At 69.9% G+C, this 20151-nt stretch carries 24 protein-coding genes; 14 read left to right on the top strand and 10 right to left on the bottom strand.

Annotated elements, in window-relative coordinates; translation table 11 throughout:
- Positions 1 to 229: 229 nt before the first annotated feature.
- Complete coding sequence (locus POF73_RS44300; RefSeq protein WP_272125120.1) at positions 230 to 1357, top strand: DUF2786 domain-containing protein; 1128 nt, start codon at positions 230 to 232, stop codon at positions 1355 to 1357.
- An 18-nt stretch (positions 1358 to 1375) separates the two neighbouring features.
- Here POF73_RS44300 and POF73_RS44295 read toward each other — a convergent pair whose 3' ends face one another.
- From POF73_RS44295 to rpmB, 4 genes are all read right to left on the bottom strand, one after another.
- Positions 1376 to 1921: a DUF4232 domain-containing protein gene (locus POF73_RS44295; protein WP_272125119.1), complete on the bottom strand. Its 546-nt coding sequence runs from the start codon at positions 1919 to 1921 to the stop codon at positions 1376 to 1378.
- A gap of 49 nt (positions 1922 to 1970) precedes the next feature.
- A complete protein-coding gene (locus tag POF73_RS44290; protein ID WP_272125125.1) occupies positions 1971 to 2468 on the bottom strand; it encodes a hypothetical protein in 498 nt (165 codons plus the stop codon).
- A gap of 174 nt (positions 2469 to 2642) precedes the next feature.
- Positions 2643 to 2948, bottom strand: a complete 306-nt coding sequence (gene rpsN / locus POF73_RS44285) for a 30S ribosomal protein S14 (protein ID WP_272125118.1) — start codon at positions 2946 to 2948, stop codon at positions 2643 to 2645.
- On the bottom strand, positions 2948 to 3184 hold the full coding sequence (gene rpmB, locus POF73_RS44280; RefSeq protein WP_272125117.1) for a 50S ribosomal protein L28: 237 nt from the start codon (positions 3182 to 3184) through the stop codon (positions 2948 to 2950). Before rpmB ends, rpsN begins: the two co-directional genes overlap by 1 nt.
- A gap of 62 nt (positions 3185 to 3246) precedes the next feature.
- Here rpmB and rpmG point away from each other — a divergent pair, with 62 nt between their 5' ends.
- From rpmG to POF73_RS44255, 5 genes are all read left to right on the top strand, one after another.
- Positions 3247 to 3411, top strand: a complete 165-nt coding sequence (rpmG, locus tag POF73_RS44275) for a 50S ribosomal protein L33 (protein ID WP_030573688.1) — start codon at positions 3247 to 3249, stop codon at positions 3409 to 3411.
- Positions 3412 to 3419: 8 nt separating this feature from the next.
- Positions 3420 to 3677, top strand: a complete 258-nt coding sequence (locus POF73_RS44270) for a type B 50S ribosomal protein L31 (protein WP_272125113.1) — start codon at positions 3420 to 3422, stop codon at positions 3675 to 3677.
- 4 nt (positions 3678 to 3681) lie between these two features.
- On the top strand, positions 3682 to 4875 hold the full coding sequence (locus POF73_RS44265; protein WP_272125112.1) for a CobW family GTP-binding protein: 1194 nt from the start codon (positions 3682 to 3684) through the stop codon (positions 4873 to 4875).
- A gap of 2 nt (positions 4876 to 4877) precedes the next feature.
- Positions 4878 to 5111: a 30S ribosomal protein S18 gene (gene rpsR, locus POF73_RS44260; RefSeq protein ID WP_272125111.1), complete on the top strand. Its 234-nt coding sequence runs from the start codon at positions 4878 to 4880 to the stop codon at positions 5109 to 5111.
- 374 nt (positions 5112 to 5485) lie between these two features.
- Positions 5486 to 5704 carry a DUF397 domain-containing protein gene (locus POF73_RS44255; protein WP_272125124.1) on the top strand — a complete coding sequence of 73 codons (219 nt, stop codon included), beginning with the start codon at positions 5486 to 5488 and terminating at the stop codon, positions 5702 to 5704.
- Between the two features lie 106 nt (positions 5705 to 5810).
- Here POF73_RS44255 and POF73_RS44250 read toward each other — a convergent pair whose 3' ends face one another.
- Entirely contained in the window at positions 5811 to 6338 is a 528-nt protein-coding gene (locus POF73_RS44250) for an ATP-binding protein (RefSeq protein ID WP_272125110.1), read from the bottom strand.
- Between the two features lie 333 nt (positions 6339 to 6671).
- Here POF73_RS44250 and POF73_RS44245 point away from each other — a divergent pair, with 333 nt between their 5' ends.
- The 5 genes from POF73_RS44245 to POF73_RS44225 all read left to right on the top strand — a co-directional run bounded on the left by POF73_RS44245 (position 6672) and on the right by POF73_RS44225 (position 11592).
- The gene (locus POF73_RS44245; protein WP_272125123.1) at positions 6672 to 7496 is read left to right on the top strand and encodes a helix-turn-helix domain-containing protein; all 825 of its coding nucleotides are present in this window, start codon (positions 6672 to 6674) and stop codon (positions 7494 to 7496) included.
- A 126-nt stretch (positions 7497 to 7622) separates the two neighbouring features.
- A complete protein-coding gene (locus tag POF73_RS44240; protein WP_272125109.1) occupies positions 7623 to 9083 on the top strand; it encodes an aldehyde dehydrogenase family protein in 1461 nt (486 codons plus the stop codon).
- A 67-nt stretch (positions 9084 to 9150) separates the two neighbouring features.
- A complete protein-coding gene (locus tag POF73_RS44235) occupies positions 9151 to 9792 on the top strand; it encodes a PadR family transcriptional regulator (protein WP_272125108.1) in 642 nt (213 codons plus the stop codon).
- Positions 9793 to 9868: 76 nt separating this feature from the next.
- On the top strand, positions 9869 to 10834 hold the full coding sequence (locus POF73_RS44230) for an ATP-binding cassette domain-containing protein (RefSeq protein WP_272125107.1): 966 nt from the start codon (positions 9869 to 9871) through the stop codon (positions 10832 to 10834).
- A gap of 35 nt (positions 10835 to 10869) precedes the next feature.
- Positions 10870 to 11592 carry an ABC transporter permease gene (locus POF73_RS44225; protein ID WP_272125122.1) on the top strand — a complete coding sequence of 241 codons (723 nt, stop codon included), beginning with the start codon at positions 10870 to 10872 and terminating at the stop codon, positions 11590 to 11592.
- Positions 11593 to 11641: 49 nt separating this feature from the next.
- On the opposite strand, the gene POF73_RS44220 is transcribed toward POF73_RS44225, so the two are convergent.
- A complete protein-coding gene (locus POF73_RS44220) occupies positions 11642 to 13063 on the bottom strand; it encodes a glutamate decarboxylase (protein WP_272125105.1) in 1422 nt (473 codons plus the stop codon).
- A gap of 88 nt (positions 13064 to 13151) precedes the next feature.
- Between POF73_RS44220 and POF73_RS44215 the strand changes: the two genes are divergently transcribed.
- Positions 13152 to 13913 (top strand): MerR family transcriptional regulator, encoded by a 762-nt coding sequence (locus POF73_RS44215; protein WP_272125104.1) that lies wholly within the window; start codon positions 13152 to 13154, stop codon positions 13911 to 13913.
- 25 nt (positions 13914 to 13938) lie between these two features.
- Here POF73_RS44215 and POF73_RS44210 read toward each other — a convergent pair whose 3' ends face one another.
- The gene (locus POF73_RS44210) at positions 13939 to 14304 is read right to left on the bottom strand and encodes a YbjQ family protein (RefSeq protein ID WP_272125103.1); all 366 of its coding nucleotides are present in this window, start codon (positions 14302 to 14304) and stop codon (positions 13939 to 13941) included.
- Between the two features lie 136 nt (positions 14305 to 14440).
- Between POF73_RS44210 and POF73_RS44205 the strand changes: the two genes are divergently transcribed.
- Positions 14441 to 15385: a DedA family protein gene (locus tag POF73_RS44205; protein ID WP_272125102.1), complete on the top strand. Its 945-nt coding sequence runs from the start codon at positions 14441 to 14443 to the stop codon at positions 15383 to 15385.
- A 72-nt stretch (positions 15386 to 15457) separates the two neighbouring features.
- On the opposite strand, the gene POF73_RS44200 is transcribed toward POF73_RS44205, so the two are convergent.
- From POF73_RS44200 to POF73_RS44190, 3 genes are all read right to left on the bottom strand, one after another.
- A complete protein-coding gene (locus POF73_RS44200; RefSeq protein WP_272125100.1) occupies positions 15458 to 15871 on the bottom strand; it encodes a hypothetical protein in 414 nt (137 codons plus the stop codon).
- Between the two features lie 288 nt (positions 15872 to 16159).
- Positions 16160 to 17800, bottom strand: a complete 1641-nt coding sequence (locus POF73_RS44195) for a threonine/serine ThrE exporter family protein (protein WP_272125099.1) — start codon at positions 17798 to 17800, stop codon at positions 16160 to 16162.
- 117 nt (positions 17801 to 17917) lie between these two features.
- On the bottom strand, positions 17918 to 18409 hold the full coding sequence (locus tag POF73_RS44190) for an inorganic diphosphatase (protein WP_015658794.1): 492 nt from the start codon (positions 18407 to 18409) through the stop codon (positions 17918 to 17920).
- Between the two features lie 79 nt (positions 18410 to 18488).
- Between POF73_RS44190 and dacB the strand changes: the two genes are divergently transcribed.
- Positions 18489 to 20111, top strand: a complete 1623-nt coding sequence (gene dacB, locus POF73_RS44185; RefSeq protein ID WP_443049764.1) for a D-alanyl-D-alanine carboxypeptidase/D-alanyl-D-alanine endopeptidase — start codon at positions 18489 to 18491, stop codon at positions 20109 to 20111.
- The last annotated feature ends 40 nt before the right edge of the window (positions 20112 to 20151 follow it).

The following is a 20151-nucleotide window of genomic DNA, read 5'->3' as shown; positions in this document are numbered from 1 at the left end:
CCCCCCCCCCCCCCCCCCCCCCCCCCCCCCCCCGCCCCCCCCCCCCCCCCCCCGCGTCCTGGAGCTGGTCGAGGGGCTCGTCGTGGACCTTCTTGATGGCCTCGATGAGTTCGTCGAGTCGTACGGATGACGTGGTGCTCGGGTTCGTCGACATGTGTCAACCGTAGGTTGACGCTCATGGGGTGTCAACCCGTGGTTGACATCAGGTGGGGGCGATTACGATCCCTTGGTGAGTACGCCCAGCACAGTCGACCGCGCCTTCGGGGCCGCCCTCTACGACACCGGCCACACCGCCCTCGACACCGGCGCCTCCCTCCTCGCCGCCGACCCCGGCTCGGACGCCGAACTGGCCCGGCGCGGCCGGGAGTTCGTGGCGGCCGCCTGGCGACGTGGCTGGCAGCCGGCGGACGTCATGCGGCTCGCACGCCGGGACCTGGACGACGTACACGTACGACTGCTCGCGGCGCTGATCCGCGACGAGCGGCCGCACGACCGCCCCCGCGGCCCGCGCTGGCAGGCCCAGCTCGCCGACCTGCCCGCCGAGCCCGCGCCCCGCACGGACCGCTTCTCGCACGCGACCGCAGTCCTGGAGCTCTACCGCCTCCTGCTCCGTCTGCCGGCGCTGGAACCCCTGGAAGAGGCGGCGGAACCGACCGCCAAGTCCTCCGGCGCCAGGTCCTCCAGGCCCGAGTCCCGCATGCTCACCCGCATCCGTGCGCTGCTGGCGAAGGCGGAGGCGACCGGCTTCCCCGAGGAGGCGGAGGCGCTCACGGCCAAGGCGCAGGAGCTGATGGCCCGGCACAGCGTCGACGAGGCGCTGCTGGACGCGCAGTCACCGTCGCACGACACCCCCGGCGCCTGCCGGATCGGGGTGGAACCGCCGTACGAGCAGGCGAAGGCCGTCCTGCTGGACGCGGTCGCGAGCGCCAACCACTGCCGTGCCGTGTGGAACGAGGCGTTCGGCTTCTCCACGGTCGTCGGTTTCGAGGCCGACCTGGAGGTGGTCGAGCTTCTCTACACCTCACTCCTGGTGCAGGCGCAGACCGCGATGACCAGGGCGGAGGCGGCACAGCGCGCGGGCGGCCGCAAGCGGACCAAGACCTTCCGGCAGTCGTTCCTGGCGGCCTACGCCCATCGCATCGGCACCAACCTGACGGCGGCGGCCCGGACTCAGGTGACCCAGGACCTGCTCCCGGTCCTCGCCACCCGAGAGGTTGCGGTCACCGACCGCCTGGACCGCATGTTCCCCGAGACGACCACGACCCGCCTGCGCGGCGTCAGCGACGAGGCCGGCTGGGTGGAAGGTGCCGAGGCGGCCGACCGGGCCCAGGTCCACCCCCGCCGGCCGCTGCGCTGACAACCGCGGACCGGTCCGTCAGTCGCCGGCCTGCTGGAACCCGGTCACCGAGGCGTCCGGCGTCCGCCCGTCGCTCTTCAGCGCGACATCGCCGTACGACCACTTGAAGCCGTGTGCCTCGGTGGACCCGGGCAGGTAGAGCCTCGCCATGCCCACGGGGAGGCTCTTGGTGCCGCCCCCCTCGCCCCGGACATAGGTCAGGGTGAAGGACGTGACGCCCTCCTTCGCGAGGGTCGTCTTCCTCGCGTCGGCGGCCTCGTGGGGCTTGACGGCGGTCGAGGCGCCGCGGGCGTGGAACTCGACGGTGGGCAGCCCGTCCAGCGTGCACTCGGCGCCGCTGCGGTTGGTGAGGGTGACGGGCAGGTTGCCGGTGTCCCCGGCGGCCGGGGCGGCGTTGGCGGGTCCGACCTGCACGGCCATCTCGCTGATCCGGCAGGCGGAACCGGCCTTGCTGTCCTGGCGGTTGTCCCCGGCCCCACCCTCCCCGCCGTCGCCGCAGGAAGTCAGGAGAAGGGCCGCGGCGAGGGTGGCGAGGGCGGCGGCGGGGACGGAAGTGGTGCGCATGGGGTCCTCTGGAGGTGACGTCGGTGACCGGAGTGGCACCGATCGGACATCACGATCCCAGACCGGCCGTGGGCAGCCCCGTAGGCAGCTTCGCGCCGTCACCCTTGACATAGGACTCGGCGCCGACGCCGCCCTCCCAGGTCACCTTCAGTGACGTCTTGCCGACGGAGTCGACCATCCCCGACGTGCGGTCCTTGCTGCCGTCGGGGCACTTGAGGCGGATCATTTGCATCCCGCCCTCCTCACCGGCGGTCCCGTTGCACACGGTCCCGCCGGTCGCGAAGAGCGCGGCCTCCTTGCCGTGGATCATGAGCACAACGGCCTTGCCGTCGGCTGTGGCGAGCCAGCTGCCCTCCAGGCCGGCGGCGCTGGACCCGGACCCTCCGCTGCCACCGCCCGTGTCGGCACCGGCGGAGGCACCGGCGGAGGCACTGGCACCGGTCGAGTCGTCCTTGGCGCCGGAGTCCGAGTCGGAGCCGCCGTCACCGCTGCACGCGGTGAGGACGAGCGCGCCCGCCAGGGACACGGCCACGGCCGCACCCCGCATCCGCCGGCCCGACATCGTGCGCGTGCGCGAGAAAGTCGCCGAGGTCACTGGAAGCTCCCAAGCTGTAGCGGTCGGCATACGGGCCGATCCGGCCACCGGGACCGAAACGACCGCAGCAAGTTACCAGGGAGTCCGGTCCGGACCCCAGGACCTGCCCGCCCAGGATCTGCCCGCCTACCAGGACGCCTTGCGCACTCCCGGCAGATACCCGGCGTGCGCCTGCCCCCGCAGCGACACCCGGGACAGCCCGAAGGCGCGGAAGTACCCGCGGGGCCGCCCGTCCACCTGGTCCCGGTTGCGTACGCGCGTGGCGCTCGCGTCCCTCGGCTGCCCGCGCAACTCGCGCTGGGCGGCGAGCCGTTCGGCGTCACTGGAGGACGGCCTGCGGATGATCTCCTTCAGCTCGGCGCGCCGCGCGGCGTACCGGGCGACGACCTCCTGTCGCTGCTGGTTCTTCGCGATCTTGCTCTTCTTGGCCATCAGACCTTCACTCCCCGGGCGCGGATACGGGCGACGGCGGCCTCGACGCCGATCGCGTCAACGGTCTTGATCCCCTTGGCGCTCAGCCGCAGTCGCACATACCGGCCCTCGCCGGGCAGCCAGTAGCGCTTGGACTGGATGTTGGGGTCGAAGCGGCGGGAGGTCCGCCGATGCGAGTGGGAAATGGACTTGCCGAACCCGGGGCGGGCGCCGGTCAGCATGCAGTGGGCGGACACAGGTGACGAACCTCTCCTCGCTGGCTACTGTTAATGGAATTCATTTTCAGTAAGATAGCAGCATGGCACGCAACGAACTCCGCCCGGTCATCAAGCTCCGGTCCACCGCCGGCACCGGCTACACCTACGTGACCCGCAAGAACCGCCGCAACGACCCGGACCGTATGACCCTGCGCAAGTACGACCCCGTCGCCGGCCGCCACGTCGACTTCCGAGAGGAGCGCTGAGCACCGCCATGCGCAAGGGAATCCACCCCGCCTACGGCCCCGTCGTCTTCCGCGACCGCGCCGCGAACCACGCTTTCCTGACCCGCTCGACGCTGGCCGGCGCACCGGCCGGGAAGACGATCGAGTGGGAGGACGGCAACACCTACCCGGTCGTCGACGTCGAGATCTCGAACGTCAGTCACCCCTTCTACACCGGCACGGCCCGCGTCCTGGACACGGCCGGCCGCGTCGAGCGCTTCGAGCGCCGCTACGGAAAGCAGGGCTGACGACGTGCCCGAGCTCTCCGTCGTGATCGTCGGCGGACTGCACGCCGACGCCCGCAGGGCGGCCGTGGACCGGCTGCTCGCCGACGTCCCCGACAGCGTCGTACTCCACCACGACCTGGCGTCGGCGGCGGCCGGCACGGTCGTACGGACGATCCGGGACGCCGCCGGCGTCATCAGCGCGGGAGAGGCGCCCCTGGTCAACGACTGCGCCTGCTGCGCCCTGCGCGAGGACCTGGTGCCGGAGCTGCGCAGCATCCGGGACGCGGGCACCACCCGGATGGCGATCGTCGAGCTGTGGGAATCGGTGGAGCCCAAGGCGATGGCCGAGGTGGTCACGGCGGGCGGCCTCACGCTCACCGGCGTGATCACCGCGGTGGACCCGGCGCTGGTCCTTCCCTATCTGGGCAACGGCGACGACCTGGCCGAACGGGGCCTGGCCGCCGCGGCGACGGATCAGCGCACGGTCGCCGACACCTTCGCCCGCCAGCTCGAATACGCCCCCGTCCTCGCCGTCGCCGACTCCCCGGAGGCCGACGACGAGGACCGCGAACTGCTGGCCCAGCTCCACCCCACGGCCCGCCAGGTCCCGATCACCCACACCGTCCCCACGGCCGCACTCGCCGATGACCTGACGGTGCCCGCCCCGCGCCGCCGCTCCCTCTCCTCGCTCGCCCAGGCGGCCCTCGCGGGCTTCGACGTCGAATCGGCCGCCGCGGCCCAGCACCCGGCATGCGCCCTGCTCCCCGCCGAGGCGGACGCGCACGGTGTGTCCACCCTGGTCTGGCACCGCGACCGGCCCTTCCATCCCGAGCGGCTGTACGACGCCCTGGAGGACATCACCTGCGCCGCGGCCCGCAGCCGGGGCCGCTTCTGGCTCGCCGACAAGCCCGACGTCCTGCTCCACTGGGACGCGGCCGGCGGTGCGCTCTGCGTGGAGAGCGCGGGCCCCTGGCTCGCCTCGCTCCCCGACGCGGCCTGGGACATGGTCCCGCCGGTCCGCCGGGCCGCCGCCGCGCTGGACTGGCACCCCGAGCACGGGGACTGCTGCCAGCACCTGGTCTTCACGTCCCCCGGCCTCGACCGGGACGGCCTGTGCCACCTGCTGGAGTCCTGCCTCCTCACCGACGCCGAGTACGCCGCGGGCCGCGCCGCCTGGAAACGACTCCCGCCCGCCTTCGACACCCTCCTGGAGGTCTGACAGTGCCCCGCACCCCCACCCGCAAGCCGGTCAAGTCCCGCCCCAACCCCCTGGACCAGGCCGGCATCACGTACATCGACTACAAGGACACCGACCTCCTGCGCCGCTTCCTCTCCGACCGCGGCAAGATCCGCAGCCGCCGGGTCACCCGAGTGACGGCCCAGCAGCAACGCCAACTGGCAAATGCGATCAAGAACGCCCGCGAAATGGCCCTGCTGCCGTACGCGAGCCGCTGACCCCGGCGCATGCCCGGCGCTGCACTGGCCAACTCCGCCAAGCGGAACGGTACTTGGAGTTTGGAACAACAAAGGCGCGGAACGCGTCTCTTCCTAGTGCACGAGGGAATCCATCCACGCGCGGCTGGCCGCACGTATGTGATGCGATCCCTGGGGCATGCGCTGGAACGCATATAGGGCCGCGTACGTCACAGGAGTAACCGCAGGAACACCCCGCGTGCACGTGCATCTGCTCATGCAGGTGCACGTGAAACAGAGCTATGATCCGGGAGCAGTTGACCTCTGCACGACCACTGCATCACCTCTCGCATCAATGGCCTTCGAGTCACCGCACCACCGGGGAGCGACCTGTGGACCACGACGTGTACAACGGCATGGCAGCCACGGCTCTGACCGGGGTGGCCTGGCAGAAGAGCAGGCACAGCAACTCCCAGGGCTCCTGCGTGGAGTTCGCCCGGCTCCCCGGGGGTGAGGTGGCCGTACGCAACTCGCGTTTCCCGGACGGCCCGGCCCTCGTCTACACCCGGGCCGAGATCGAGGCCATGCTCCTGGGCATCAAGGACGGCGAGTTCGACCACCTGGTCGCAGGCTGACAAGCCGGGGCGGCTCCCCGGGCAAACGGCACCTTCCGCGCCGTAACGCCCTCATCGCCCACCGTAACGCGCGTAGAACCGCGGCGTGGACAAGCGCCGCGGTTCGTCATTCCGTTGGAGCCGGGGCCGAGGCGGTGGCCGACGGGCCCTGTAGCCGGAACAGCGCCCAGACCACCTTGCCGCTCAGCGTCCCCGCCATCGGATGCCACCCCCAGCTGTCGCTGAAGGAGTCGACGAGGAACAGCCCCCGCCCCGACTCCGCGGAGAAGTCGTCGGAGTCGCGCGCGACCGGACTGTCGTGACTGGGATCGCGCACCGCGCACACCAGCCGCTCCGTCCAGCGCATCAGATGCAGCCGCACCGGTGGCGGCTGGTCGGCCATCCGCGGCGCGTTCGCCGGCAGCGCGTGTCGCAGCGCGTTGGTCACCAGCTCCGAGACCACGAGGCAGACGTCGTCGAAGTGGTATCCCAGTTCCCACTGGTCAAGGGTGCGCCGAGTGAACTTCCGGGCCTCACGCACCGCTTCGTAGCGGGCGGGCAGAGCGCAGGAGGCGGCGTTGGACACGGCTGCGGGATCCAGCGGCGGAAGGCCCTGCCGTAACGGCTTGAGCATGGTCGATCCATTCGTCCCCATGCGAGGCACTCCCGGGAATTCGCGGTCGTTGCGATGCAGCGGTTGCGCGGGACCATGGTTTCTGATGCGCAGAGCAGATGCAAGGGCAGATGCACGTGCACGTGACCGAATTGGACGTTCCCGTACCGCTTGTTGGCCATTTTTTCCGCCAACTTCTCGCCCTCTCCTTGCCTGTCCGCCACCCTCTCCTGAGAGGAATCTTTGTCTTCTTTCCATCTCTGTAATCGGACGAGTACTGCTCGAAGTGATTTAGTGGCAGACTGCGGGCCCTGAAGACGGTTGGGGAGGCTGGCGAACGTGAGCGCGGGAGAGCCCGGATCGGTGGTGCGGCGCATGCTGCTCGGCTCGCAACTGAGGCGACTGCGGGAAGCACGCGGGATCACGCGCGAGGCTGCGGGTTACTCGATCCGAGCCTCCGAGTCGAAGATCAGCCGGATGGAGCTGGGCCGGGTGAGCTTCAAGACACGTGACGTCGAGGATCTGCTGACGCTGTACGGCATCTCGGACGACGCGGAGCGCAACTCGCTCCTCTCCCTCGCCCGCGAGGCCAACGTCGCGGGCTGGTGGCACAGTTACTCGGACGTCCTGCCCAGCTGGTTCCCCACCTACGTCGGCCTGGAGGGCGCGGCCAGCCTGATCCGCGTGTACGAGGTGCAGTTCGTGCACGGCCTGCTGCAGACCGAGGCGTACGCGCGCGCGGTCGTCGAGCGCGGGATGAAGGGCGCGAGCAGGTCCGACATCGAAAAGCGGGTGGCGCTGCGCCTGGAACGGCAGAAGTACCTCGTCTCCGAGAACGCCCCCGAGTTCCACATCGTCCTGGACGAGGCCGCCCTGCGCCGCCCCTACGGCGACCGCGAGGTGATGCGCGGTCAGCTCCAGCACCTGATCGAGGTCTCCGAGCACCCGAACGTACGGCTGCAGGTCATGCCGTTCAGCTTCGGCGGCCACTCCGGCGAGTCCGGTGCCTTCACCATCCTCAGCTTCCCGGAGTCGGACCTCTCCGACGTCGTGTACCTGGAACAGCTCACCAGCGCGCTCTACCTCGACAAGCACGAGGACGTCGCCCAGTACGAGAAGGCGCTGAAGGAGCTCCAGCAGGACAGCCCGGGTCCGGACGAGAGCCGGGACCTGCTGCGTGGACTGCTTCAACTGTCTTGAGTGGACTCCTTCAACTCGCCTGAATCGCAAGTACGATGACGTGTGATCAGACCGTGAAGACGATCGCGATGGCGCCGACGCCGATCGGGTGTCTGCTCGGGTGTCCGCTAGGGATTGAGGGATCACATGTCGTCCTACTTCACCGACCTGGCTCAGCAGTACATCGACGGTGAGTGGCGCCCGGGCACAGGTTCCTGGGACATCATCGACTTCAATCCGTACGACGGTGAGAAGCTGGCGTCGATCACCATAGCCACGGTCGACGAGGTCGACGACGCCTACAAGGCGGCCGCCCGCGCCCAGAAGCAGTGGGCCGCCACCAATCCGTACGCCCGCCGTGCCGTCTTCGAGAAGGCGCTGCGGCTGATCGAGGACCGTGAGCAGGAGATCGCCGAGGCGATCATCGCCGAGCTCGGCGGTACCCGGCTGAAGGCGGGCTTCGAACTCCACCTCGCCAAGGAGTTCCTGCGCGAGGCGGTCCACCTGGCGCTGCGTCCCGAGGGCAGGATCATCCCGTCCCCGACGGACGGCAAGGAGAACCGCGTCTACCGTGTCCCGGTCGGCGTCGTGGGTGTCATCAGCCCCTTCAACTTCCCCTTCCTGCTCTCCCTCAAGTCGGTCGCCCCGGCGCTCGCGCTCGGCAACGGCGTGGTGCTGAAGCCGCACCAGAACACACCGATCTGCGGTGGCTCCCTGGTCGCGAAGATCTTCGAGGACGCGGGCCTGCCCGCCGGTCTCCTCAACGTCGTCATCACGGACATCGCCGAGATAGGCGACACCTTCATCGAGCACCCGGTCCCGAAGGTCATCTCCTTCACCGGCTCCGACAAGGTGGGCCGCCACGTCGCCACCGTCTGCGCCTCGCACTTCAAGCGCTCGGTCCTCGAACTCGGCGGCAACAGCGCGCTGGTGGTCCTGGACGACGCCGACATCGACTACGCGGTCGACGCGGCGGTCTTCAGCCGGTACGTCCACCAGGGCCAGGTCTGCATGGCCGCGAACCGTGTCCTGGTCGACCGCTCGATCGCCGACGAGTTCACCGAGAAGTTCGTCGCCAAGGTGAAGTCCCTCAAGGCCGGCGACCCGCGCGACCCCGAGACGGTGATCGGCCCGGTCATCAACTCCTCCCAGGCGGACTCCATCTCGGCCGTGGTCGAGCAGGCCATCGCCGAGGGCGCGACGGCCCTGGTGCGCGGCACGACGACGGACAACCTGGTCGAGCCGTCGGTCCTGACCGGCCTCCCCGCCGACTCGCCGCTCCTCCACCAGGAGATCTTCGGCCCGGTCGCCTTCCTCGTCACCTTCGACGGCGAGGAGGAGGCCGTACGCCTCGTCAACGACACCCCGTACGGCCTGAGCGGCGCCGTCCACACCGGTGACATCGAGCGCGGCGTCTCCTTCGCCAAGCAGATCGACACCGGCATGTTCCACGTCAACGACGGCACCGTCCACGACGAGCCGATCGTGCCCTTCGGCGGCGAGAAGCACTCCGGCCTCGGCCGGCTGAACGGCGACACGATGCTGGACGCGTTCACCACGATCAAGTGGATCTCGGTTCAGCACGGCCGGAGCGGCTTCCCCTTCTGAGCGGTTCGGGCCGCGCTCCCCGGGGCTGACCTCGGTCCCTGGCCGCCGCGGCCCTAACCTGGACCGTATGTCAGCGATCCGTCTCCTCGTGCTCGGTGCGGTCCGTATGCACGGCCGTGCCCACGGCTATCAGGTGCGCAACGACCTGGAGTACTGGGGCGCGCACGAGTGGTCCCACGCCAAGCCCGGCTCGATCTATCACGCCCTGAAGCAGATGGCGAAGCAAGGGCTGCTGCACGCGCACGAGATCGCACCGTCCACGGCCGGCGGGCCGCCGCGCACGGAGTACGAACTCACGGACAAGGGCACCGAGGAGTACCTCACGCTGCTGCGCGACGCGCTGGTCACGTACGACCAGCGGGGCGACGTGAAGACGGCGGCCCTCGGCTTCATGGTCGACCTGCCGAGGGCCGAGACCGTGACCCTGCTGAAGGAGCGGACCCGGCGGATCGAGGAGTGGCGGGCCTCCGTCGTGGCCCACTACGTGCCCGAGGACGGGCCCGAGCAGCTCGGCCACATCGGCGAGATCATGAATATGTGGGTCCACACGGCGGACTCCGAGAGGGACTGGACCGTCGGGCTGATCGAGCGGCTCGAACGGGGCGCGTACACCTTCGCCGACGAGGGCGACCCGTTCGTCGGCGTGCTGGCCGAGGGTGAGGAGAACCCGTACGCGACGGGGGAGCCCCATCCCGGGGACGCCCTCTAATCAAGTTTGACTAACTCTGCGAGTCGGGTTTACCTTCGATCTGGTAGTCAAGTTTGACTAGCGAGGGGGTCTCTCAGTGGCCGACGCGGCGATCACCGTCGAAGGGGCACGCAAGAAGTACGGCGGCAAAGCCGGCAAGAACGCACTGGACGGGCTCGACCTCACGGTCGCGCGCGGCACGGTGCACGGAGTGCTCGGGCCGAACGGCGCGGGCAAGACAACACTCGTCCGGATCCTGTCCACCCTGCTGTGGCCGGACGCCGGACGCGTCGAGGTGGCCGGGCACGACGTGCTGCGCCAGGCGTACGAGGTGCGTCTGCGCATCGGCCTGCTCGGCCAGCACGCCGCCCTCGACGAGGAGTTGGGCGGTCACCAGAACCTGGAGATGTTCGGCCGCCTCTACCACTTGGGTGCCCGCCACGCGCGCGTGCGGGCCGACGAGCTCCTGGAGCGCTTCGGCCTCGCCGACACCGGCCGCAAGCCGGTCAGGCAGTACAGCGGCGGCATGCGCCGGCGCCTGGACCTGGCCGCCTCACTCATCACCGACCCGGAGGTGCTCTTCCTGGACGAACCCACCACCGGACTCGACCCGCGCGGCCGCGCCGAGGTCTGGTCCGCGGTCCGCTCCCTGGTCGGCGGCGGCACGACCGTCCTGCTGACCACGCAGTACCTGGAGGAGGCCGACCAACTCGCCCACCGCATCTCGGTCGTCGACGCCGGCCGGGTCATCGCCGACGGCACCGCCGACGAGCTGAAGGCGCTGACCGGCGGCGACCGCATCGACGTCGTCCTGCGCGACGCCGGTCAACTGGGCGCCGCCGTGGCCCTGCTGCCCGTACCGAAGGACGACGTGCGCGTCGACCCCGACCGACGTCTGCTCAGCGCCCCGGTCACCGACCGGATGGCGGCGCTCTCCGGCGTCGTGCACGCCTTGGAGGAGGCCGGAATCGAGGCGGTGGACGTCGCGCTGCGCAGGCCGACGCTGGACGAGGTGTTCCTGCACCTCACCGGGGGCGACCACCGGGTCAAGGAGGCCGCGTGAGCACCCACGCCTACGCACTGACCGACTCCTGGACGATGACCCGCCGCGAACTCGCCCACTGGGCGCGGCAACCCGTGCAGGTCGTGGTCAACCTGGTCTTCCCGGTGATGCTGCTGCTGATGTTCGGCTACCTCATCGGCGGCGGCCGGGACGTCCAGGGCGACTACCTCGACTATCTGCTGCCCGGCATGCTCGCGCTCACCATGGCCTTCGGGCTGGAGGGCACGATGATCGCGGTCACCCAGGACCTCAACAAGGGCGTGATCGACCGCTTCCGGTCCATGCCGATGGCCAACGGGGCGGTCCTGGTGGGCCGTTCGGTGGCCGACATGCTCCAGTCGACGCTGGCCATGCTCGTCCTCATGGGCGTCGGCCTCGCGCTCGGCTGGCGCGCGGACGGCGGCCCCGGGGCCGTCCTGGGCGCCATGGGACTGCTCCTGCTGTTCCGGTTCGCCATGCTGTGGATCGGCATCCACCTGGCGATGGTGGCCGGGAAGCCGGAGCTGGTGCAGGCGGTGCAGATCCTCGTCTGGCCGGTCGGCTTCCTGTCCAACGCGCTCGCCCTGCCCGGGACCATGCCCGGCTGGCTGGGCACGGTCGTCGAGTGGAACCCGATGTCCCACACGGCCAGCGCCGCACGGGACCTGTTCCGCGGCACGGGTACGGAGCATGTCGCGGCGGCGACCGTATGGCCGCTGCTGCTCCTGGCCGTGTTCTTCCCTCTCGCCGTACGCCGGTTCGCCCGCCAGAGCCGATAGCCCGCCAGAACTGATAGCCCGCCAGAACCGGTAGCTCGCCGGACGCGCCTCAGTGGTGGAAGCCGGTGGCCGCCCCCTTGTCCCGGGTCAGGGGGTGCGGCTGTCGGCGCAGCTCCGGCAGCAGCAGGGTCAGGTCCTCCACGAACAGTTCGGCGAGGTCCTCGGAGAAGCCGTTGCGGCAGACGACCCGCAGGACGGACAGGTCCTCGCGGTTCGGCGGGAAGGTGTACGCCGGGACCAGCCAGCCCTTCTCGCGCAGCCGCCGGGAGACGTCGAACACGTCGTACGCCGTCACCTCCGGGGCCGTTGTGAAGGCGAACACCGGCAGCTCGTCGCCCCTGGTCAGCAGCCGGAAGTCGCCCAGCTGCTGCACGGCGTCGGCGACCTTTGCGGCCACGTCCCGCGAGGCCTGCTGCACCGCCCGGTACCCGTCGCGGCCCAGCCGCAGGAACGAGTAGTACTGGGCCACGACCTGGGCGCCCGGCCGGGAGAAGTTGAGCGCGAAGGTCGGCATGTCGCCGCCCAGGTAGTTGACGCGGAAGACGAGCTCCTCGGGCAGCGCCTCCCGGTCCCGCCACAGAGCCCAGCCGACACCCGGGTAGACGAGCCCGTACTTGTGCCCCGAGGTGTTGATCGAGGCGACCCTCGGCAGCCGGAAGTCCCAGATCAGGTCCTCGTCCAGGAACGGCGCGACCATGGCGCCGGACGCGCCGTCGACATGCACGGGGACGTCGGTCCCGGTCCGCTCCTGGAGGGCGTCCAGGGCCGCGCACAGCTCCGAGATCGGCTCGTACGACCCGTCGAAGGTCGAGCCCAGGATGCCGACGACACCGATGGTGTTCTCGTCGCACAGCTCGGCCGCCGCCTGCGGATCCAGATGGAACCGCTCGCCCTCCATCGGGACCAGACGGGGCTCCACCTCCCAGAAGTTGCAGAACTTGTCCCAGCAGACCTGGACGTTGACACCCATCACCAGGTTGGGCCGGGCACTGGGGTACCGGTCGGCGTTGCGCCGCGCCCAGCGCCGTTTCAGCGCCATCCCGGCGAGCATGCACGCCTCGCTCGACCCGGTCGTCGAACAGCCGACGGCGGCCGCCGGGTCGGGCGCGTGCCACAGGTCCGCGAGCATCGCCACACAGCGCCGTTCCAGCTCGGCTGTGCGCGGGTACTCGTCCTTGTCGATCATGTTCTTGTCGCGGCACTCGCCCATCAGGATCCCGGCCTGCGGCTCCATCCACGTGGTGACGAAGGTGGCCAGGTTGAGCCGGGAGTTGCCGTCCAGCATCAGCTCGTCATGGACCAGCTGATACGCCGTGGACGGCGGCAGGGGAGTGTCGGGCAGGCGATGCCTGGGCGGCGCCTGGGTCATGCCGCCGGCCGGGTTCGCCTCGCCGTAGAACGGGTTGACGGCGAGCCTGCGCCCGTCGCCCTTGTCGTCAGGTGCTGTGCTGTCCCCTCGATGCAGTGGCATGTAATCGACGGTAGAACCGTGCCGCCGGGCTTGCACCTCACGCCGCGTGAGGACGCACCGTTAAGTGCGTACCGAGAAGGGAGCGGAAGTGAGCTACTCCGTAGGACAGGTCGCCGGATTCGCCGGAGTGACGGTGCGCACCCTGCACCACTACGACGACATCGGCCTGCTCGCGCCCAGCGAGCGCAGCCACGCGGGCCACCGGCGCTACAGCGACGTCGACCTCGACCGGCTGCAGCAGATCCTGTTCTACCGCGAGCTCGGCTTCCCGCTCGAAGAGGTCGCCGCCCTGCTGGACGACCCGGAAGCGGACCCGCGCGCACACCTGCGCCGCCAGCACGAGCTGCTGACCGCCCGGATCGAGAAGCTGCAGAAGATGGCGGCGGCCGTGGAGCACGCCATGGAGGCACGCAAGATGGGACTCAACCTCACGCCCGAGGAGAAGTTCGAGGTGTTCGGGGACCACGACCCCGACCAGTACGAGGACGAGGTGCGCGAGCGCTGGGGGCACACCGACGCCTACCGGCAGTCACAGCAGCGCACGGCCTCGTACACCAAGGAGGACTGGAAGCGCATCAACGAGAAGATGGACGCCATCCACCGGCGCATGGCCGACCTGATGGCGGACGGCACACCGGCCGACTCCGCGGCGGCGATGGACGCGGCGGAGGAGCACCGCCGCTTCATCACCGGCACGTACTACGACTGCTCGCACCAGATGCACACCTGCCTGGGCGAGATGTACGTCGCCGACCCGCGCTTCACCGCGATGTACGACAACATCCGCACCGGCCTCGCGGCGTACCTGCACGACGCGATCCTGGCGAACGCCGCCCGCCAGACCTCGTGACCCCTGGCCCGGGACCCCGTACGGGTCACTCCCGGGCCAGGACCACCGCCGTCCCGTAGGCGCACACCTCGGTGCCCACGTCGGCCGCCTCGGTCACGTCGAACCGGAACGCCAGCACGCCGTTGGCGCCACGCGCGCGTGCCTGTTCGACGAGTCGCTCCATGGCCTGGTTGCGGGTCTCCACCAGGGTCTTGGTGAGCCCCCTGAGCTCACCGCCGACCAGTGACTTCAGTCCGGCGCCGATCTGTGAGCCGAGGTGCCGCGAACGCACGGTCAGCCCGAAGACCTCGCCGATCACCTGGGTGACCCGGTAGCCGGGAATGTCGTTCGTGGTCACTACCAGAACGTCTGGCTGGGGCCCCTGCCCGCCGCCGTATTCGTCGATGCCCATGACTGACAGCTTTGTCCCAGCAGGGCCACAGTGCATCCTGAGGGGGTCCATGGAACCTGGGCGGCCAGTGCCACGTTGGTACGTTGAGCTGTCAGCCACAGCCCGCCCGTCCCCACCCAGCAGGAGCCACATTCCCGTGACCACGCTTGCGCTCGGCCCCGAGTGGCTCAGCCCGGACTATCTGATCCAGACCTTCAGCCTGCCCGGCATCCTGCTGATCGTCTTCGCCGAGTCCGGCCTCTTCGCGTTCCTGCCCGGTGACTCCCTGCTTTTCACGGCGGGCCTGTTCGTGGCGGAGGGCAACTACATCAGCCAGCCTCTGTGGCTGGTCTGCACGCTCATCGTGCTGGCCGCCGTCATCGGCGACCAGGTCGGCTACATGATCGGCAAGTTCTTCGGGCCGAAGCTCTTCAACCGCCCCAACTCCAAGCTCTTCAAGCAGGAGAACCTGGACAAGGCGCACGAGTTCATGGAGAAGTACGGCCCCAAGGCGATCGTCCTCGCCCGCTTCGTGCCGATCGTGCGCACCTTCGCCCCCATCGTGGCGGGCGCCGGCCGCATGCGGTACCGCACGTTCCTCACGTACAACGTCATCGGCGGCGTCGCCTGGGGCACCGGCGTCACCCTCGCCGGCTACTGGCTCGGCCAGATCGAGTTCATCAACAAGAACGTCGAGGCGATCCTCGTCCTGATCGTCCTCGTCTCCGTGGTCCCGATCATCATCGAGTACCTGCGCGAGCGCGCCAAGAAGAAGCGCGCGGCGGCCGAGACCCCGGCCCCCGCCCAGCACCAGCCCCCGCAGATGGACGACGCGACCACCCAGCTGCGCCGCATCCCGTCCAACGACCAGCCCCAGCAGCCGTACGGGAATTCGGGCCACCAGCAGTACGGCGACCAGGGCGGGCAGCAGTACGGCAACCAGGGCGGGCAGCAGTACGGCTACGACCAGCAGTACTACGACCCCCAGCCCCCGCAGCAGCCGTACGCCCAGCAGTACCCGCAGGGATACGGCCAGCAGCAGCCGCACGGCGCCCAGCAGAACCAGCAGAACCAGCCGTACCCCTACAACGAGGGCTACTGATACGACGAGGGCCTTTGACAGGCCACGAAAAAATGCGGGACCGGCACCAAGGCCGGTCCCGCAGACGTCGGCTCAGCCGACGAACATCCACCTGGTCACATAGACCTTTCCGTCGGTCATCATGATGCCGCGGATACGGTCGTCAGAACCCAGGTTGCTGAGGTGCCTCTTGTAGGAACCGCAATTCCCGGCCGCGATGAACTGGTTGTCCCAGCCGTCCCAGACACGGCTTCCGCCGTCGATCTGGTAGCCGAACTGCACGTTGATCGTGCCCGACCCACCGGTCCTGCAGTACTCGGTGGTGTAGTCACCGGAGACCGACTCCGGGCCGTAGAGGCACAGCTCGCCGTTGTCGAGCGAGCCGCACTTGGACGCCCGGTCCGCCTTCACGGGAGCCGCTTCGGCGGCCGCGGCAGGCCCGAACAGCGCGAGGGCGCCGGCGAGCGCCGCGACCGTGGCGAATGCCTTCCTGGTGACTCGTGGCATTGCAGTTTTCACGTTTCATCCCCGAATTGAAAAACGGTCTTGTGTGGTCCTGACGGAGGCTAGGGGATGGTCTGGCGGCGAGGCAGGGCTTATGTCCGGGCGGATATCGGGCGGGGTGACGGAGGGTAAACGGAGGGCGGTTTTCCACATCAGGTAAAAGCGATATGTCTGTGTATTGAATCCCCGCATCGGGGGCGCCGTGACTACCGGCCGTCCACGGTGTCCGATGTATGTGACATCCATCACTGAATGATCTTGCGGCGTGTGCCGGGAGAGCAGAGGCCGGTCTCAGAAGCCTCGTGTCCGCTTGGCCGCGCGACGGCTCGCGGCCGTGGCCGCGCCCGGGGACCGCAGGAAGAGCCGGGAGATCTCCGACCCCAGGTTCACTCCGATCGCGATGGCCATGGCCAAGGAGGCGGCCGTGGCCAGCGAGACGAGGCCCTGGTTGACATCGTTCTGGGCGATCCACAGCAGCCCGAAATACGTGGCGGAGCCTGGCAGCAGGGGCCCGATCGCAGCGGTCGTATAGGGCAGGGCGGAAGCGAATCGGTACCGGGACAGCAACTGCCCGAACAACCCCACCAGCCCCGCGGCGGCAGCCGTGGAGGCAACGGCGGAGAACTCCCCGACGTAGTACATCGCGCCGTACACCACCCACGCGACACCCCCGTTGAGCGTCACGGCGAGCACGGTGGACCGTTCCTGCTGGAGCAGCACCGCGAAGGTCAGGGACAACAGCATCGACGCGGCGATCTGCCAGTACGGCCGCTCGGGGGCATGCAGTGCCTCGTCCGGGGTGAGCCTGGCGCCCAGGTTCACGCCGAAGTAGAGGATCACCAGCACCCCGATGACGATGCCGACGAAGAAGTACATGACCTCAAGCAGTCGCGCGGAGGCGGTGATGTAGAAGCCGGTCAGCCCGTCCTGCACGCCCGCCACCAGCGCCCGCCCGGGCAGCAGCGCGAACAGCCCACCGGTGATGACCGCGGACGCCTTCACGTCGACGTGCGCCAGTGTCAGCGCGACCCCGATCGCGGCCGGCGGCATCGCGGCCACCGTGAACTGGTAGAACTCCGGCAGCCCGCGCCCCGCGCACAGCCACGCCAGGCGGTCGCCGAGCATCGCGCCCAGCATGGCCGCGATGAACACGATCAGATCACCGCCGACCAGCACGGAGGCCGCGCCCGCGAGCAGTCCGCTCGCCCCGGTCAGCACCCAGGTCGGATACGGGTGCCGGTTGCGGCGGATCTCCGCGAGCCGCCCGTAGGCCTCCTCCAGGGAGATGTGGGTCTCCGGGTCGCTGAGGTCGTCCACGAGCTGGAACACGGCCGCCAGACGCGTGTAGTCGGTGCCGCGCCGCCGCACCGTACGCGACGCCGACACCGGGTCGTCCACCAGCGACGGCTGGTACGAGACCGACAGCAGCGTGAAGGTGACGTTCGGCTCGCACCGGTCCAGGCCGTAGGAGCGGCAGACCGCGAACATCGCGGCCTCCACGTCCTCCGCGCCCTCACCGCCCGCCAGCAGCAGCTCGCCGATACGCAGGGTCAGGTCGAGCACGCGCGGGACGGCCGGACCCTCTTCCTCCGCCTTCGGCATCCGCTCCGGCGCGGGCCGTTCGGCCACCGGCATGCGCAGCATCGTCCGCATCCGGTCCTGCCAGGGCAGGTCCTTGGTCAGGCTTATCTTCGGGATGCCGGTGGCGGGTGTGAACGCGGTCGGGGCGTCCTCGATGCTGTAGCCGCTCGGCGTGCTGAACGCCGATCCCTCGTGCTCCTGGACCGGCGCCTGCGGCACGTCCAGCCCCTTGGGCAGCGCGAACTCGGACGTGGTCTCCGACTCGCTGTCCCCCACCTCGACGCCGGCGGGCGGCGCGAAGGCCATCCTCGCCTCGTCCGACTGCGGCTTGCGGTCCTCCGCGTCCGTCACCTGCGTAGCACTCCTTGTACGACACCTCCTGCCGTCACTCAGTATGCGCACAGACACACGAACGGGCTGCACGCGCACGCGTACAGCCCGTTCGGATGGCCAAAAGCCAGGGGGGTCTCAGTGGCCGCCCTGGTCCTTGAAGCGCTTGTAGGACCGCTCGATCTCGGCCTCGGCCTCGGTGCGGCCCACCCAGTCGGCGCCCTCGACGGACTTGCCGGGCTCCAGGTCCTTGTACACCTCGAAGAAGTGCTGGATCTCCAGGCGGTCGAACTCCGACACGTGGTGGATGTCGCGCAGGTGCTCCTGGCGCGGGTCCGTCGCCGGGACGCACAGCAGCTTGTCGTCGCCGCCGGCCTCGTCCGTCATCCGGAACATGCCGATCGCGCGGCACTTGATGAGGCAGCCCGGGAACGTCGGCTCGTCCAGGATGACGAGCGCGTCCAGCGGGTCGCCGTCCTCGCCGAGGGTGTTCTCGACGAAGCCGTAGTCGGTCGGGTAGGCGGTCGAGGTGAAGAGTCGACGGTCCAGGCGGATCCGACCGGTCTCGTGGTCCACCTCGTACTTGTTCCGCGAACCCTTCGGAATCTCGATCGTGACGTCGAACTCCACCGGTGGCTCCTCCATGATCAGCACATAGTTCTGGTGGTTAAGTGTCCCTCACGCAGGTGTGTGATCGCGAAAGGGGCTGGTGATCGTGCCAGAACTGAGGCCGTGGCGAGCCGAGAGACCGCATGTGGCGCGGATCGCGGACGCCGTACGACCGCGTCTGGCACGGGCCGCGGAGGCCGTACGCCCTCGTCTCGCACGCGCCGCGACGGCCGCGAAACCACGGGTGGCACGGCTCGCACGAGCCGTCTCCCCGCAGGCCGCGCGGATCACGGGGCCGAAGACCTGGCAGTACACCGCGGGCGCCGCCACCGCCGGACTGGCACTGGCCGCCGGAGTGGTGACCACCGCCGGTCCCTGGGACTCCACCGGTCAGCGTACGGCCGAGCGGGACCGGGCGGTCGCCCAGGAGCGTGCAGGTGGCGCAGATCACGGCCGTAGTACCGATACGTCCGATACGGTGACGGCGGCCCCCCTTCCCGCCCCCAGCGCGGCCTCCGTCCTCACCGGACTCGGCGGCACCAGCACCGTGAAGTCGGCCCCGAACGGCAAGGCCCTGGCCGGCGTCCTGGGCCCGCTCCTGGACGCCCCCGAACTCGGCAGCCGGACGGCAGCCGTCGTGGACGTGGCGAGCGGCAGGCGCCTCTACGGCGACGGAGCCGGTCAGGCCCTCACCCCGGCCTCCACGACGAAGATCGCCACCGCCGCGGCCGCCCTCGCCGCCCTCGGCCCCGACCACCGCCTCACCACCCGCACCGCCCTGGAACCCGGCACCAAGGAACTCGTCCTGGTCGGCGGCGGCGACCCCACGCTGACGGCCCGCGAGGACTCCGGCGGCTGGGCGAGCCTGCGCGAACTCGCCGCCGCCACCGCCAAGAAGCTGAAGAAGCAGGACCTGCGCGAGGTCACCCTCTCCTACGACACGACCCTCTACGCCGGCCCCGAACTGCACCGCATCGGGGTCAACGACAACCTCGCCCGGGTCACCGCCCTGATGGCCGACGAGGCCCGCACCGACGACTCCACCAGGGGACCGGTACCCCGGGTGGCGGATCCGGCGAAGGACGCGGCGACCAAGTTCGCGTCCTTCCTCGCCGACCGCGGCATCAAGACCACCTCCCCCGGCCCCTCCAAGGCCACCAACCGGGCCGAGTCGCTCGCCGAGGCCGCCTCGCCCCCGCTGTCCGCCCTGGTCGAACGCATGCTCACCAACAGCGACAACGACATCGCCGAGGCCCTGGCCCGCCACACCGCAGTGGCCGGCGGCCGACGCGCCGACTTCGACGGCGCCGACGCCGCGATCCGGGACCGGCTGAAGAGGCTCGGACTCCCGGTGTCCGGCTCCGCCTTCAAGGACGGCAGCGGCCTCGACCGCGCCGACAAACTGACGGCCGACCTCCTCACCGCCCTCCTCGCCAAGGCCGCCGACCCCGACCACCCCGAACTGCGCCCCACCCTCACCGGCCTCCCGGTAGCCGGCTTCACCGGGACCCTGACCAGCCGCTACACCGACGGTGCGGCAGGCATCGTCCGAGCCAAGACCGGCACCCTGACCGGCGTGAACACGCTGGCCGGCACGGCCGTCGACCAGGACGGCCGCCTCCTGGCCTTCGCGTTCCTGGCGTCGAACACGACGAACCCCGGGGCGGCGCAGTCGGCCCTGGACGCAGCGGCAACGGCGCTCGCGTCCTGCGGCTGCGGCTGACCGGGGCCCGCCCGCGGCGGGGGGGGGGGGGCGGGGCCCC

This window comes from Streptomyces sp. HD, assembly GCF_028369295.1.
Lineage (GTDB): Bacteria > Actinomycetota > Actinomycetes > Streptomycetales > Streptomycetaceae > Streptomyces.
Note: the sequence above shows the minus strand (reverse complement) of the source record. Positions and strands in the feature narration are given on the sequence as shown.